The organism is Donghicola mangrovi, assembly GCF_013377535.1.
In the GTDB taxonomy this organism is placed as follows: Bacteria; Pseudomonadota; Alphaproteobacteria; order Rhodobacterales; family Rhodobacteraceae; genus Donghicola; species Donghicola mangrovi.
This window is the reverse complement of the sequence record NZ_JABCJE010000008.1, coordinates 128633-144155: the sequence shown is the minus strand read 5'-3', so window position 1 is coordinate 144155 and position 15523 is coordinate 128633. Positions and strand designations below refer to the sequence as shown.

The following is a 15523-nucleotide window of genomic DNA, read 5'->3' as shown; positions in this document are numbered from 1 at the left end:
ACAAGGAATTTTCCTATGAAACGCAAAGTTGTCCTGACTTGCGCCGTGACTGGCGACGGCCCGATACACCCGAACTACCCCGACTATCCCGTGACGCCCCAGCAGATCGCCCGAAATTGTCTGGATGCCGCGGCGGCGGGGGCCTCGGTCGTGCACATCCACGGGCGCAATCCCGAAACCGGCGAAGGGGACCGATCCCCCGCCGTGTTCCGCGAGATTGTCGACCGCATCCGCGCCGAGAACACCGATGTGGTGATCAACCTGACCACCGGCATGGGCGCGACATTCGTGCCCGATCCGCAGGACGAAGGGCGCGCGCACCCATCAACCGATGTGGCCAGCGCCGCCGAACGGGTCCGCCATGTGCAGGACATGCGCCCCGAGATTTGCACGCTGGACACCACCACGATGAACCTCGAAGGCGGGATCGCGGGTGCGCCCGACTGCATCTTTATGAACACCCCCGGCACGCTGGCCAAGATGGCCGACCTGATCCGCGCCGCCGGCACCAAGCCCGAAATCGAAGCCTTTAACCCCGGTGACATCCTCTTGGCCCAGAACCTGATGGAGAAGGGCCATATCGACGCCCCTGCGCTGTTCCAGATTTGCCTCGGGGTGAAATGGTCGGCCCCGGCTGACGCGCAAACGCTGCTTTATATGAAGTCCCTCTTGCCCGAGGGCGCGGTATGGTCGGCCTTTGGCATCTCGCGCCACCAGATGCCGATGGTGGCCCTGTCCACGATTTTGGGCGGTCATTGCCGCGTGGGGCTCGAGGATAACATCTACCTCGAACGAGGGGTTTTCGCGACCAACGTGCAGCTGGTCGAGCGCGCCAGCCGCATCATCCGCGATCTGGGATGCGAGGTCGCCACCCCAGACGAGGCGCGCAACATCCTTCGCCTGAAAGGCGTGGACGCATGAGCGTCCCGGTCCTGACCGCCGTCTTTCACAACTGGCACTGCGACCACTTTGGCCACGTGAATGTGCGCCACTATGCGGGGGTGTTCGACGACGCGATCTTTGCGTTCTGGACGCGGATGGGGGCTGCAAAATCCGGCATCGTGCCGGTGACGGCCACGATCACCACGGCCTTCAAGTCCGAAGTGCAGGCGGGTGACGTCGTTCAGATCATGGCCAGCGTCACGCGGATCGGAGGGAAATCCGCCACCATCACGCTGACCATGCAGGACCCCACCGGCGGCATCCGCGCCACCTGCGAAGTGGTCGAGGTGTTCTTTGACATGGCCACCCGCCACAGCGCCCCCATGCCGGACGCGGTGCGCCAAGCCCTGACCGAAGCGGCGACATAAACAGGGGCGCCGGAAATGGCGCCCCTATCCCATTCAGCACAGTCTGCCGCGGGTCCACGGCTCGGCCCCCTTGGTGTCGACGAACACGCGGTAGACCGAGGTCGTCGCCGTGATGTACATCCGCTGCCCGTCGGGCCCGCCAAAACACAGGTTCGACACCAACTCGGGTACCAGAATTTTGCCCAAGAGCGTCCCGTCGGGCGCAAAGCAATGCACTCCGTCCGCCGCCGAGGACCAGAGGTTCCCCGCCTGATCACAGCGCATCCCGTCGGGCAGGCCGTTGTCGATGGTGGCAAAGACGCCTTGGTCCGTCAGGGTTCCGCCATCCACCCCGAACTGGCGAATGACAGACGGCACGGTGTCATCATGGCTCGACCCGCTTTCGGCGATATAAAGGATGCTCTCGTCGGGCGAAAAGCACAGGCCGTTGGGCTGCTGGAAATCCCCGACCGCCACAGTCATTTCCCCTGATGGCGCAATGCGATAGACGTTTCGGGCGGGCTGTTCGGGCACTGCGCGGTACCCCTCGAAATCCGAGATGATGCCGTAGGTCGGATCGGTGAACCAGACCGCCCCGTCCGAGGACACCACCACATCGTTGGGCGAGTTCAGGCGCTTGCCCTCATGGCTGCCGGCCAGAACGGTCAGGGTGCCGTCATGCTCGGTCCGGACCACGTCGCGGGCGCCGTGGCGGCAACCGATCAGCCGCCCTTGCCGGTCGCGGGTGTTGCCATTGTTAAACCCGGACTCGCCTCGATAGAGGGACACGCCCGTGGTTTCGTTCCACATCATGATCCGGCGCGAGGGGATGTCCGAAAACAGCAAAGCATCGCGGTCGCCGAACCAGACGGGGCCTTCGGTCCAGGTGAACCCTTCGGCGATGCGCTCCAGCTTGGACATGGGATGGGTCAGGGCGCGGAACCGGTCGTCATGGACCTCTATGTGCTGGGGAAGGGTGATCATTGGCGGCTCCTCCGAGTGCTGGCTGCGATGACAATTGCGATGATGATAGTGCCGGTCAGGACGCTCTTGATGCCCGCGCCCGCGCCGTAGCTGTTCAGCATCGACACCACGAGGAACATGAACAGCGCCGCCCCGAGGACACCGGGAACGTTCGAGTTGCCGCCAGCGATGGACGATCCGCCGATGACGACCACGGCAATGGACATCAAGAGGTACTCGGTGCCCATATTCAGCGCCGCCCCGCCGGAAAAGCTGGCCAGCAAGTAGCCCGCCAGCGCGGCAAAGACCGACACCGACAGATAGGTCGCTGCGCGCACCGCCTGCACCGGAATGCCCGCCAACCGCGCCGCGCGGGCGTTCTGCCCCGAGGCCAGCAGCCAACGGCCCCAGACCGAGCGTTCCAGCAGTAGCCAGACCACAACGGCCAGCCCCAATGCGATCCACGCCACGTTCGGCACGCCGATAAACCGTCCGGTCGCGAAATTGGCGAGCCCCTCGGGCGGTTTGATCCGCAGGCCTCGGTTCGACCAGATCGCCACGGATTGATAGACCAGCGACGCTGCAAGCGTCGCGATGATCGGGGGCAGGCGCAGCAGCCAGATCAGGACGAAGTTCGCGCAGCCCACCGCCAGCCCCGTGGCCAACGCCACAGCCACGCCGACAAAGGCGGTGCCGGGCTCGGTCCCCATGGTTTTCAGGGCCAGCGTGCCCGCCAGTGTCATGCAAGCCGGGATCGACAGGTCCACATTGCCAGGCCCCAAGGTGATCACCAACATCTGCCCAAGGCCCACGATGGCCGCAAACGCGCCAAAGGACAGGGCGGCATAGGCCAGCTCTCCGGCGCCGCGCCCCGAAGTCAACAGCAGTGTCGCGCTGAACGCCAGAGCGGCGGCGGCCCACGCCCATACCCAAGGTTTCATGGTCATGTCGCAGCCCCCTTGCGCGAAAACAGCAGCCGCGCGGTCAGAACAAGGATCAGGATCGCCCCCTGCGCGCCGATCTGCCAATCGGGCGAGAGCCGCAGAAAGGACAGGAACGAGGCCGCCAGCGTCAGGGTCAGCGCACCGATCACCGCCCCGACGGGCGAGACTTTACCCCCCGTGAACTCTCCGCCCCCAAGGATCACGCCCGCAATTGACAGCAGCGTATAGCGCAGCGCGATATTGGCATCGGCCGAGGTGGTCAGCCCCACCAGCGCCATTCCCGACAGCACGCCGAACAGGCCGGACAGACCATAGGCGGTTGCCTTGAGCGCAGTGACATTCCAGCCCGCCCGCGCGATGGACCGCGCGTTCCCGCCAAGGCCACGCAGGACGGTGCCGATCTTGGACCGGATCACCAGCATATGGGTCAGGGCGGCCACAATTACGGCGGCCAGCACGGCCAAGGGCACCATGGGGGGCTTCAGCGTCATCAGGCTGCGGATCCACTCGGGCGAGGCCCCGCCGGGGGTCGGCAGCAGAAACAGCGCCAGCCCGCCCCAGACAAAGGACATCCCCAGCGTGACCACAATCGCGGGCAGCTCCAGCATATGGATCACGGCCCCCATCAACGCATAGCTGGCAATCAGTCCCAGCAGGATCAGCGCCCCGAACAGGGGCGTATCGTTCAGCCAAGTGGCGGTCACACAGGCGACCAGACTGACAAAGGCCCCCAGCGACAGGTCAATGTCATTCACCATGATCACCATCATCTGCGCGATGGTGGCCAGCGCGATCGGCACCGCCAGATTGAACAGCAGGTTCAGCCCGAAATAGCTCATGGCGCGGGGCTGCATCCAGAAGGTCATGCCAAGCAGTACCACCAGCGAAATCACGGGCAGCAGAATACGGTAGCGCGCCTGCATTATGAGGCCTCCATCATCTCGAACGAGGCTTCGAGGATCTTTTCTTCGGTGATCTGCGCGCCAGTCAGTTCGGCGCTGATCTCGTTGTTGCGGAACACGAAAACGCGGTCGCACTGGCAGACTTCTTCGGTTTCGGTGGAATACCAGAGGAAGGTCCGCCCCTTGGCGGCTTCGGCGCGGATGATGGCGTAGACGTCCTGTTTGGTGCCCACATCAACCCCGCGCATAGGGTCGTCCATGACGATGATATCCGCGTCCGAGGCCAGCGCGCGGGCGAACAGCACCTTTTGCTGGTTGCCGCCCGACAGGGACAGGATCGGGTTGGTCAGATCATCGGTGCGGATGCCGATGCGTTTGCGCCAATCCTCGGCCAAGCGGCGCTCGGCGTCTTTGTCTACCATGCCGCCATTGGCATCGCGGCCCAGAACGGAAATCGACATGTTGCGCAGGATGGACCACAGGGGCAGCACCCCGTCGCGCGGCCGGTCACCCGCCACGAACACAGCCCGCGCCCCGCGTCCCGCCCGCCAGTCCGAGGTTTGCGACAGGTATAGCCGCGCTAGGGCGGCGGCTTGGCCGTGTCCCGCCAGCCCCGACAGACCGACAACTTCGCCGCGGCGGGCCTCGAGCCCCTCTGCGCGGATGACGACCTCTCCGATCTGGGTTTGGGCGGCGGCGGCCTGCGTCCCTTCGGCGGCGACGTGGCCCATGGCATCCACCAGCCCCTGACGGCTGAACGCAGCGGCGGGACGGTCGGCGACAACCTTGCCGTCCTTTAGCACCACGATCCGCGAGGCAACGGCGAAAATCTCGCCCAACATGTGGGAAATGAAAATGACGGCCCCGCCCGCCGCGCAAAAGGCCCGCACATGGGACAGCAATTGCCGCGCGATCCCTTCGTCGAGGGACGAGGTCGGCTCGTCCAGAATGACCAGACGCGGGGTGCCGCCACGGGGGGCAAAGCCGATGGCGATCTCGACCATCTGGCGCTCGGCGATGGTCAGGCGGTCGACCTCGGCGTCGGTGTCGATGCCATGGTCGGGGAAAACGGTATCAAGGCTGGCCTGAATCTCGGCCCGCGCGGGCCGGCGCCAGCCAAACCCCCTGAGGTCGGGATGCGAAATCGACAGGTTCTCGGCCACGGTCAGGTTCGGACATAGGGACAGTTCCTGAAACACGGACCGGACGCCCTGTTGCCCCAAGGGGAACGCCACCTCGCCCGACGAGGGCGCGAAGGTGCCGTTGATCAGGTTCACCAGCGTCGATTTCCCCGCCCCGTTATGCCCCACAAGGCCAAGGCATTCCCCCGGCGCCACGGACAAAGACACGCCGTTCAGCGCCTTTACGGGGCCGAAATGTTTCGCCGCATCGCGCAGGGCCACGACGGGGTTAGATTCCAGAACTGTCATGAGGTCTCCGATCGGCAGAACCCGCCCCGCAAACCTGCAGGGCGGAGGGCTGTTGCGCGCTTACTTGGCGCCCGCGATAACGGCCTGAGCATCCTCGAGCGTGTAGCTGACGTTCGAGACCGACCCCTCGGGGGTGGTTTTCAGGGCCTCGTCCAGATCGGCCTGCGTGATGGTCAGGAAGGGCACGGTCAGGTCCTTGGGCACGTCCTCGCCTGCCAGAATCTGCTGGCCAACCCAGAAGGCCAGCGAAGCAACACCGGGCGCAATCGACAGGGACATGGTTTCATAACCGTTCGCATCGCGCTGCTCGGCCCACCATTTCAGCTCGTCCTGACGGTTGCCCATAACGATCAGCGGCGTGGGGCGGCCCGCGGCGGCAAACGCCTCGGCCGCGCCATAGCCGTCACCGCCTTGGGTGACCACGCCGACCACATCGGGCAGCGAGGGCAGAATGCCCGCGACGGCCTTTTGGGCCACGTCCTGCGCCCAATCCCCGTGGACCGATCCGACGATCTTGAACTGGGGGTATTTGGTGTCGATCGCCTCGTGGATGCCTTTGCTGATGGCGTCATCGGTGGACACGCCCGCCAGACCGCGGATTTCCAGCAGGTTGCCACCCTCGGGCAGGCGAGAGGCCACATACTCGACCTCCTGACGGCCCATCTCGACGAAATCAACGGCGATCCGCCACGCGCAGGGCTCGGTGACGATGCTGTCAAAGCTGATCACCTTGACGCCCGCGTCACAGGCCTCTTTGACCGCGCCGTTCAGCGCCGTGGGCGAGGCCGCATTCAGCAGGATCGCGTCATAGCCTTGCAGGATCATGTTCTGGATCTGCGCGGCTTGCTCGGTGGTCTGGTTCTCGGACGTGGTAAAGGCATCCGCCGCCGCAACCACCCCGTCGGCCACCGCAGCCTGCGCGGTTTCCTCATAGGTTTTCAGCATGGCCTGACGCCACGAGTTCCCGGCATAGTTGTTGGACAGGGCGATTCGTTTGCTCGCAGTGGGGCTTTCGGCGTGAACAGCACCGGCCATCAGGGCAAGCGCCGCCGCCCCCATAAGAATGGATTTCATGGTAGTCTCCTCCCTTGCGCCATTGGCGCGTTGATGGTCCGGCAGGTGTCTCCCCCACCCGTTGTCCGGAACACGAGGTGGATCGTGAGGCCGCACCCGATGGTTGTAAAGGCTACCGTCCGCAGACCTGATGCGGGAACCCGCAATTGCATTGCGGGTTTGGGTGTTCCCTTTTAACGCGCATCGGCGCACAGTTGCGAAACCGCGCAATGCCAGAGGGAGACTGGCGCGCGTGGGGGGAGACACCATGACCTTGCAACACCCGCAAGAGGGTCAGGCCGACGCGGTTCTGGCCCGTATCGCCGCGCGTTTGGCGGCGCAAACGGACATCCGCAGTGCGCTCGCCACCATTGAGGGCGACATCGCGGCGCTGATCCCGTTTGTGCATTGCGACATCTGCCTGCTGGACCGACCGGGGTGGGTCGTCAGCCACGAGGTCGGCATTCGCACGCGCTGGTCGCGGGCCTCGGGGCGGATCGACCACGCGCCGATCCGCGATCTGCTCTATGGGCAGTGCGCCTATATGCTGACCGATGACGCCACGGTGGACGCACGCTTTACCTATGCGGGGGCCACCTGCGAGCCGATCCTGAACCACAATTTGCGCAGCCGCGTTCACGTGCCCCTGCGTGTCAAAGGGCGACTGATCGGCACGTTAAACCTGTCCGACACCCGCGCGGGGTTTTATGACATGAACTCGGTCAGCCGCGCCCAAGAGATCGCCCATGTGCTGGCCCCGTGGTTCCACATCCTGCACAAGTCCGAGCAGGCGCAGCGCAGCGGGCGGACCTTGGCCTCGGGCAGTGACGAAGGGCTCCGGCGTGGGGCCTTGGAACTGACCCAAGCGATGGAGCACGAACGTCAGCGCATCGGCATGGACCTGCACGACCAGACTTTGGCCGATCTGTCCCGCCTGCTGCGCGAGGTCACCGCCGAAACCCCGCTGCCCCGCGATGCCTTGGCCGACCACTTGCGCGAAACCATCACGGGCCTTCGGCGGATCATCGACATGGCGGTGCCGACGCTCTTGGACCTGTTCGGGTTCACCCACGCCGTGCGCGTCCATCTGGAGCGCGCCTGCCATGACGAAGGCACCACGCTGGAGGTTCATGACCTGACCCAAGGGCTGCCCGACACGCTGGACACCACCGTCCGCAGCGCCCTGTTCCACATCACCCAAGAGGCGATCAACAACGCCACCCGCCATGCCGAGGCCAGCCGGATCAGCGTGACGATCGACCAGCCGAACTCTACCACCCTGACCGTGACGGTGCGCGATGACGGTTGCGGCATCCCCGCCACCCCTGCGCGTCAATCGGGGCTGATGCATATGCGGACCCGTGCGCGGCTGATCTCGGCGCATCTGGATATCCTTCCCGATCACGGCACAACCGTCCGCGTGTCCCTGCGCGTGCCCTCGCGCCAGCCAACGCCAAAGGAGGCCCGATGAAAGTCCTGCTTGTCGAGGATGACCAGTTCCACGCCTCTTACATGGAGGATGTGCTGGTCGAAACGTTGCCCGAGGTCACCCAGATATTCCACGCGGTCAATGGCTTGGAGGCTGAACGAGAGGCCCGCGCCATGTCGATCGACGCGGTGGTGATGGACCTGCGCATGTCCCAGCGCAACGGGATCGAGGCCGCGCAGACCCTGTGGCAAGAGCGGGCCGACACCCGCATCCTGTTCTGGTCGAACTATGCCGACGAGGCCTACTTGCGCGGGATCAGCGCCATCGTCCCCGAGGATAGCGCCTATGGGTATTTGCTGAAAACCGCCCCTCGGGACCGGCTGAAGCTGGCTTTGCGGGCAGTTCTGGTCGAAGGCCAGATCATGGTGGACCGCGAAATCCACAGGCTGCAGCGGCGCACCGCCTCCCCGCGCAACACATTGGATGACAGCGAATTCGCAGTGCTTTTGGACCTGAGCATCGGCCTTCAGGATCGACTGATCGCAGAGCGGCGGGGGATGTCCTTGCGGACGGTGCAGAACCGCCTGCTGTCGCTCTATGAAAAGCTGGGGGTCGAGGATGTGGTGGACGAGGATACGCCCATCAACAAACGGGTCCGCGCGGTGAACCGTGCGCTGGTGACCCGCACCCTGAACATCGAGACGCTGGAAACCGCAGAGCGGGAGTTTGAACGCTGGCAGGCCACGCGCCGGTAACGCAAAACCCCCGCCAGAAGTGATCCGGCGGGGGCTGCGGTATTAACCCTGCTTGCGTTCGCGCGGCAGGATGCGGCGCAGGTAGCGCATGTTAGTGGCCGCCACGCTCAGGCCGTCGCCGCCGTAATGCTCGCACAGGAAGGGGCTGTTGAACCCGTATTCCATCGCTTTGCGGATCGCGGCGCGGTAGTTGATGATCCCGAATTCCAGCGCCGTGGGGGCGGTGACGATGGCGCCAGTCACGGCGTCCTCGGTGCGGGCGTAGTTTTTCACGTGCCAGTATTTGGCATAGGGCGCGATCTTGTCGATCATGGTGGCCCAGTGTTCGACCGGACGGTGCAGGCGCACCAGATTGCCGATATCCGCGCAGATGCCGACGTTGGGGCGGTTAACCTCTTGCACGAATTTCACTGAACTATCAGCGGTGCCAAGGAAGCTATCCTCGTACATCTCCAACGCGACTTCGATCCCCAGTTCGGCGGCGTGGTCCCCCAGTTCCTGCGCGCGGGCGACGGCCAGCGCCCATTCCTCTGGGTCTTCGGAGACGGGCGGGTTGGGCACGGTCCAGAACCACAGGGCCTGTTTCTGCGCGTCCGACAGGGGCCCGAAGAACCCGAAACACACCGAGGTCGCGCCGATCTTGGCGGCGGTGTCAATCACGCGGTGGGCGTAGGCCAGATTGGCCTCGCCGTTTTCGGGGCAGATCAGGTTGTTCCGAGATGTCGAGATCGCGGGGATCGTCAGCCCTTTGGCATGAACCACGTCCATGAATTCCTGCAGGCGCTCTTCGCTCAGGTCGGCAATGCGCAGCCATGAATCCGTGGGGTCGAGTTCCGTGAAACCGGCATCAACCACGTCTTCCAGTGTTTCGGCCCACTGTTCGGCGGTCTGGTCAAAGACACGGGTGCCATCGGGCAGAACGCCGGGATAGTTGATCATCGCCGCCGCAATCGGCCAGTTGTTGCGGGTGAAAAGTGTTTGCTTCATAGGTCAGCCCCCGATTTTGCCGTTCAATTCGTCTTCCACATGAATGCGGATGATATCGGCAAAATTCGTCTCGGCGGTAAAGCCCAGTTCGACGGCGCGCTTGGGGTCAAAGTCGCAGGGCCAACCGGCCACGATGCCTTGGATCACGGGATCGGGCTCGCGGCGGATCAGGGCGACGGCCTCGGGGCCTGCGACCTCTTCTAGGGCCGCGATTTGTTCATCAACGGTGGCCGACAGACCCGGCATCATCAGGCTGCGGCGGGGGCCGACCTGTTCCAGATCCAGCGTAGCCGCGTGGGTGAAAAAGCCAACCGCGGCGCGGGGGCTGGCGAACCAGTGACGCACGCTGTCATCGACGGGCAGCACGGCGGGCAGACCCACCAAAGGCTCGCGGATGATGTTCGAGAAAAAGCCCGACGCTGCCGCGTTCGGCTTGCCGGGGCGCACGCAGATCGTGGGCAGGCGGATGCTGAGGCCATCCAGAATGCCGCGGCGGGAATAGTCTGCGATCAGCAGCTCGATAATGGCCTTTTGCGTGCCATAGCTGGTGAGCGGGGTGGTAAAGAATTCGTCGCCGATTTTCTCGGGGAAGGGCGCGCCGAACACCGCGACCGAGGACGCGAAAATCAGGCGCGGGCGGTAGGGGGCATTCAGACCTTCGGCGCGGATGGCCTCTAGCAGAGCGCGGCCCCCGTCAAGGTTCACGCGGTAGCCTTTGTCGAAATCTGCTTCGGCCTCGCCCGACACGACGGCGGCGAAGTTGAAGATCAGGTCGGGCCGGTCAGCGATCAGCGCCTCGGCCGCGCCAGCGGTGGACAGGTCCACAGCCTGACAGGTTGCGATGCCCGCTAGCGCGGTCGGCGCGGTGGGTTCGATCACATCGACCAAAGTCAGCGCCTGCACAGGGGCGCCAAGGATATCCGGCGACTTAGCGACCTGATCCAGCAGTTTGCGCCCGATCATGCCTGCGGCACCGATTACCAATACTTTCATGAACTTATTCCTTGTTGAATGTCGTCAGGCGCTGGCGCGGGTGGCCCGATGGTTGGCCGCCATCCGCACCAGCAGATGGAACGCCTGAAGGGTCGCGCCCACGTTCGCCACGTTTTGCCCCGCAATGTCGAAGGCCGTGCCGTGCGCAGGGGTCGCCACGGGGATCGGCAGACCCCCCGCCACGGTCACGCCACGCTCGAAACCCATCAGCTTGATCGCGATCTGGCCTTGGTCGTGGTACATAGTCACCACGGCATCAACCTCGCCGCGTTTGGCCTTGAGGAACACCGTGTCAGAGGGCCAAGGCCCCGTCACATGTATCTGCTTTTCCTGCGCGGCTTTGACAACCGGTTCCAGAATGTCGATCTCTTCGCGGCCGAATTTGCCGTTGTCCCCTGCATGGGGGTTCAGGGCGGCGACGGCGATATGGGGACGCTCTTTGCCTGCGCGGTGCAGGGTGGCGGCGGCCAGCTTGATGGCCTTGTTCACGGCGTCGGGGGTGATGCGCTCGGCCACGTCTTTCAGCCCGATATGGCTGGTGACACGGGTGGTCATCAGATCGTCCAGAACGTTGATTTCGCTGTGATATCCGGTGAACCCCAGATAGCGCGCCATATAGCGGTGCTCATCCTCGGCATTCAGGCCGGCGGCGGTCAGGGCGGCCTTGTTAAAGGGGCCAAAGAGCACACCGTCCACCAGTCCAGCACTCGCCAGATCCAAGGCCTTGTCCAGACAGCGCAGGGAACAGGTGCCGCCCGCGACGGTGACTTGGGCGATGCGGACGTCTTCGGCGGGCAGGGTGTCGATGGGCAGCCACGACAGGCCCGATTGGGTGGGCAGGTCGGTTTCCGCGATTTCGTTCAGCGGTACAGGCAGGTCCGCCTGCCGTGCGCCTTGGTTCCAGACGTGCTGGTCCCCGACCAAAACGATGTCGGCAGCCTCGGTTACGCCGGGTTCGTTCAGAAGTTTGGCGATCAGTTCCGGCCCGATCCCCGAAGGGTCCCCGGGGATGATAGCGATACGTGGTTTTTGGTGTGTCATTGAAGATACCCAGTCAAAGCGAGCGACACCTGCGGGACGTAGGTCACCAGAAGCAGGATGAAGGCGAGAACGCCGATGAACGGCAGGTTGGCGCGAGAGGTTTCCCAGATGCCCGACTTGGCGATCGAGCAGGACGTGATCAGGACCGACGCCACGGGCGGCGTCTGCTGACCAATGGCAAGGTTCAGCGTGACCATGATGCCGAAATGGATCGGGTCGATGCCCACAGCGGTGACCAGCGGCATGACCACGGGCACCACCAGAATGATCGCCGCAGCCCCGTGCAGGAACATCCCCAGCACCAAGAGCAGCAGGTTCAAAAGGGCCAGCACGATCAGCGGGTTGGTCGTGACCTCGGTGATCTGTTGGGCCAGCTGTTGGGGCACTTGGGCTTGGGTCAGGAACAGCCCCAGCGCGGCCGAGGTTGCGACCAGCAGCATGACAACGCCGGTCTGGCTGATCCCCTCCAGCATGACTTTGCGCAGGCGGCTGACGTCCAGATCACGGTAGATAAAGATGCCGATCACCAGCGCGGCCAGCACGGCCAGTCCGGCGCCTTCGGTCGCGGTGACGATGCCGGAAAAGATGCCACCAAGGATGATCACAGGCATGGTCAGGGCCCAGAACGCCTCTTTGAAGCTGCGCCAGACATGGCACAGGTCGAACCCTTCGGCGCGGGGCAGGTCATAGCGGATCGCCAGATAATAGGTGACCGCCATCAACAGACCGCCGCCCATGACGCCCGGCACGATGCCCGCGACGAACAGCTTGAGCACAGACACCTCGGCAATCGCGCCATAAAGGATCATGGGGATCGACGGCGGGATGATGATCGCCAAGGACGCCGAGGACGACGTGATCGCCGCCGCCAAAGTGCGGGAATAGCCGCGGCGCTTCATCTCGGGGATCAGGACGGTGCCGGTGGCGGCCACATCGGCCACGGCAGAGCCCGAAATCTCGGCAAAGACCATCGAAACACCGATGTTGACCATTCCCAGACCGCCCCGCACGAACCCGATCAAGGACGACACAAAGTTGATCAGCCGGACCGAAATCCCCGAGGTGTTCATCAGGTTTCCCGCCAGAATGAACAGCGGAATGGCGATCAGCGGGAACGAGGTCGCGCCGGAATACAGCGCAATCGCCATATCATACAGGGTCGCGCCCCCCGGTGTCAGGACCAGCCCCCCAAGGGCCACAATCCCGATCGCCACAGCAATAGGCACGTTGATCAGGATCAGCCCGATCAGCACAACGCTTGTCAGAAGTAGGATCATTTCAGTCCGCCTTTTCGGGCCGCATCCGCGTTCTCACGCTCGGCTTCGGCGATGGCTTGTTCGATTTCGGCGTGGTCGGTGTCGATGCCACTGGCCGCATTGCGCAGGGCGCGGGGCATGGTCAGCAGGGTCCCGATGATCATCAGGACGGCGGTGATCGGAATGACCGATTGCACGATGTCCAGCGTCATCCAGCGGATCGACAGCAGAGAATCCCACTTGGCCACCGCCAGAATGGCGTTCCCGTACCACGCGACCACGGCGAAGAACCCGATCACCAGCACCTCGGACAACAGCGCAAAGCCGATCGCCGCAGGGCGGGGCAGGGCCATCACCAAACCGCCAAAGCTCATGTGGTGACGCATGAACAGCGCATAGGTCGCGCCGAAATAGGTCAGCCACGCCAAGAGCACACTGGCGATTTCATCGTACCAGGACGGCGACGCCCCCAGATACCGCATGGTGGTCGAATAGATCACCGATACGGCCAGTGTGATCAGTAAAATCAGGCAGATCGTCTCGATCAGCCACAACAGCAGTTTTTCAAACCGTGCTACCAAAACCCAGGCCCTCCTTTGCCCGGATCGCACCGGCCGACACGCGCCGGCCGGTCCCATCCGTGGGGGGCTTTACTTGGCCAGCGCCTGAGCGCGCGAGACCAGCGCATCGCCGCCCGGAACCTGCGCGGCAAAGGCGGCATAGATCGGGGCCGAGGCCTCGATAAAGGCGGCCTTGTCGGCGATGTTCACTTCCATACCGGCGGCTTTGACCTTGTCGACCAGCTCGTTATCGGCGGTTTCGCCCTCGGCCAGCGACCAATCCTGAACGGTGGCGGCAACCTTGGTCACGGCGGCCTGCACATCCTCGGGCAGCTTGGACCACGATCCCATTCCCGCGGTCAGATAGGTCGGCGAATAGACGTGGCCGGTCAGGCTGAGGTATTTCTGTACCTCTTGGAAGTTCGCCCCAGTGATGTTGGTCAGCGGGTTTTCCTGTCCGTCCATGGTGCCGGTTTGCAGGGCCACAAAGACCTCGGAGAACGACATCGGGGTCGGGTTCGCGCCCCATTCCTTGAACATCGCAACGCGCCACTCGGACGAGGGGGTGCGGATCTTCAGGCCGCTCAGGTCAGCGGGGACGTTGATGGGGCGTGTGTTGTTGGTGATCTGGCGGAAGCCGTTTTCCCAAGTGGACAGCACCTTCAGACCCGCAGCCTCGGCTTTGGGGGCCAGATCGGGCTGGACGATTTCGGCATCAATCGCCTTCAGGTGCGCGCGGTCCTGCACCAGAAACGGCATATCAAACAGCGCGAATTCGGGGGCCACGTTGGTCATGATCGACGAGATCAGCGAAAACTGGACGGTTCCCAGACGCAGCTTTTGCAGCAGTTCCTTTTCATCGCCAAGCTGACCGTCCGCGTAAAATTCCACGGTATGGGCATCGCCAAGCTCGGCTTGTAGGTCTTCGGCGAATTTGGCGGCGCTGCGCCCTTGCAGGCTGTTCGACGCGGCACCCACGGCCACGACATAGGTTTCGGCCATCGCGGGCACGGCCGCAAACGCCACCGTGCAGGCCAGAAGGCCCACGGTGATCCCGGTACGGGTGTGTTTCATTGTTTTCTCCTCCTGTGACGAGGTCCAGAACTCCCTCCTCGTCATGTATTTTGTATACAAGTATAAGATATCGACGGACAATGAATTTATTGGTAAACTGCTGAAAACCGCGAATTGCGGAATAAAAGCAATAAAAGACAACGGATTAGGCATGGACACGTCACTGGAAATCGAAAACCGCTCGCTTCACGACCAAGTGGTGAGCCGCGTTCGTGACCTGATCATCGAAGGGCTTCTGAAACCGGGATCTCGAATCGACGAGGCTGACCTGATCAAGAAACTCGGCGTCTCGCGCACCCCGTTCCGCGAGGCGCTGCGCACTTTGGCGGCCGAAGGGTTGGTGATCGTGCGCCCCTCGCGCGGGGCGACCGTCCGCAAGCTAACGCCCGAAGATGTATTCTCGATGCTCGAGGTTCTGGGGCATCTGGAGCAGTTGGCGGGCGAATTGGCCTGCGCCCGCGCCAGCGATGAGGAAATCGCCGCGCTGGTCGATCTGCACAACCAGATGATGGAGCGGTACCGCGAACGCGACCGCATGCCCTATTACAAGATGAACCAGGAATTCCACTCGCGCCTGACCGGCCTGTCCAAGAACGAGCCCCTTCAGGACATGCAGGCCAACCTACAGGCGCGCCTGAAGCGCATCCGCTATATCGGGAACGAAAAGCCGGAATATTGGGCCGGCGCCGTGGCCGATCACGAGGCGATGGTCGCCGCGCTCAAGGACCGCGATGGTCCGCGCTTGGGTCAGGCGATGGCCACCCACATCCGCAACACATGGGAGCGGGTGAAGGACAGCCTGTAACCCGAAGAGGGCAGGACCATTGCAGGTCCCGCCCCTTGTGTT

At 63.6% G+C, this 15523-nt stretch carries 16 protein-coding genes; 5 read left to right on the top strand and 11 right to left on the bottom strand.

Features of this window, described 5'->3' with window-relative positions:
• Positions 1-15 precede the first annotated feature (15 nt).
• Together HJ536_RS15475 and HJ536_RS15470 are read left to right on the top strand one after the other, a co-directional pair.
• Positions 16-921, top strand: coding sequence for a beta-keto acid cleavage family enzyme (locus HJ536_RS15475; RefSeq protein ID WP_177158401.1), 906 nt, complete (start codon positions 16-18; stop codon positions 919-921).
• Positions 918-1310, top strand: a complete 393-nt coding sequence (locus tag HJ536_RS15470; RefSeq protein ID WP_177158400.1) for an acyl-CoA thioesterase — start codon at positions 918-920, stop codon at positions 1308-1310. The genes HJ536_RS15475 and HJ536_RS15470 overlap by 4 nt, the downstream gene beginning before the upstream one ends.
• Positions 1311-1343: 33 nt before the next feature.
• On the opposite strand, the gene HJ536_RS15465 is transcribed toward HJ536_RS15470, so the two are convergent.
• Genes HJ536_RS15465 through HJ536_RS15445 form a run of 5 tightly spaced genes read right to left on the bottom strand, consistent with a single transcriptional unit; the run spans position 1344 to position 6602 of the window.
• On the bottom strand, positions 1344-2273 hold the full coding sequence (locus HJ536_RS15465) for an SMP-30/gluconolactonase/LRE family protein (RefSeq protein WP_177158399.1): 930 nt from the start codon (positions 2271-2273) through the stop codon (positions 1344-1346).
• Positions 2270-3199 carry an ABC transporter permease gene (locus tag HJ536_RS15460; protein WP_177158398.1) on the bottom strand — a complete coding sequence of 310 codons (930 nt, stop codon included), beginning with the start codon at positions 3197-3199 and terminating at the stop codon, positions 2270-2272. The genes HJ536_RS15465 and HJ536_RS15460 overlap by 4 nt, the downstream gene beginning before the upstream one ends.
• Positions 3196-4119, bottom strand: coding sequence for an ABC transporter permease (locus HJ536_RS15455; RefSeq protein WP_177158397.1), 924 nt, complete (start codon positions 4117-4119; stop codon positions 3196-3198). Before HJ536_RS15455 ends, HJ536_RS15460 begins: the two co-directional genes overlap by 4 nt.
• On the bottom strand, positions 4119-5528 hold the full coding sequence (locus HJ536_RS15450; protein ID WP_177158396.1) for a sugar ABC transporter ATP-binding protein: 1410 nt from the start codon (positions 5526-5528) through the stop codon (positions 4119-4121). The genes HJ536_RS15455 and HJ536_RS15450 overlap by 1 nt, the downstream gene beginning before the upstream one ends.
• A gap of 60 nt (positions 5529-5588) precedes the next feature.
• On the bottom strand, positions 5589-6602 hold the full coding sequence (locus HJ536_RS15445; RefSeq protein ID WP_177158395.1) for an ABC transporter substrate-binding protein: 1014 nt from the start codon (positions 6600-6602) through the stop codon (positions 5589-5591).
• Positions 6603-6849: 247 nt separating this feature from the next.
• Between HJ536_RS15445 and HJ536_RS15440 the strand changes: the two genes are divergently transcribed.
• Positions 6850-8052, top strand: a complete 1203-nt coding sequence (locus HJ536_RS15440) for a GAF domain-containing sensor histidine kinase (RefSeq protein ID WP_177158394.1) — start codon at positions 6850-6852, stop codon at positions 8050-8052.
• The gene (locus HJ536_RS15435; protein WP_177158393.1) at positions 8049-8765 is read left to right on the top strand and encodes a response regulator transcription factor; all 717 of its coding nucleotides are present in this window, start codon (positions 8049-8051) and stop codon (positions 8763-8765) included. The genes HJ536_RS15440 and HJ536_RS15435 overlap by 4 nt, the downstream gene beginning before the upstream one ends.
• Positions 8766-8807: 42 nt before the next feature.
• Here the strand turns inward: HJ536_RS15435 and HJ536_RS15430 are convergent, their stop codons facing one another.
• The 6 genes from HJ536_RS15430 to HJ536_RS15405 form a co-directional block, all read right to left on the bottom strand.
• Positions 8808-9752 (bottom strand): sugar phosphate isomerase/epimerase family protein, encoded by a 945-nt coding sequence (locus HJ536_RS15430; RefSeq protein WP_177158392.1) that lies wholly within the window; start codon positions 9750-9752, stop codon positions 8808-8810.
• 3 nt (positions 9753-9755) lie between these two features.
• On the bottom strand, positions 9756-10745 hold the full coding sequence (gene denD / locus HJ536_RS15425; RefSeq protein ID WP_177158391.1) for a D-erythronate dehydrogenase: 990 nt from the start codon (positions 10743-10745) through the stop codon (positions 9756-9758).
• A gap of 24 nt (positions 10746-10769) precedes the next feature.
• Positions 10770-11786, bottom strand: coding sequence for a 4-hydroxythreonine-4-phosphate dehydrogenase PdxA (locus tag HJ536_RS15420; protein ID WP_177158390.1), 1017 nt, complete (start codon positions 11784-11786; stop codon positions 10770-10772).
• On the bottom strand, positions 11783-13063 hold the full coding sequence (locus HJ536_RS15415; RefSeq protein ID WP_177158389.1) for a TRAP transporter large permease: 1281 nt from the start codon (positions 13061-13063) through the stop codon (positions 11783-11785). Before HJ536_RS15415 ends, HJ536_RS15420 begins: the two co-directional genes overlap by 4 nt.
• Complete coding sequence (locus tag HJ536_RS15410; protein ID WP_177158388.1) at positions 13060-13623, bottom strand: TRAP transporter small permease; 564 nt, start codon at positions 13621-13623, stop codon at positions 13060-13062. The genes HJ536_RS15415 and HJ536_RS15410 overlap by 4 nt, the downstream gene beginning before the upstream one ends.
• Positions 13624-13692: 69 nt before the next feature.
• Positions 13693-14676 carry a TRAP transporter substrate-binding protein gene (locus tag HJ536_RS15405; protein ID WP_176855596.1) on the bottom strand — a complete coding sequence of 328 codons (984 nt, stop codon included), beginning with the start codon at positions 14674-14676 and terminating at the stop codon, positions 13693-13695.
• Positions 14677-14827: 151 nt separating this feature from the next.
• Here HJ536_RS15405 and HJ536_RS15400 point away from each other — a divergent pair, with 151 nt between their 5' ends.
• Entirely contained in the window at positions 14828-15481 is a 654-nt protein-coding gene (locus tag HJ536_RS15400; RefSeq protein WP_177158387.1) for a GntR family transcriptional regulator, read from the top strand.
• Positions 15482-15523: the final 42 nt, after the last annotated feature.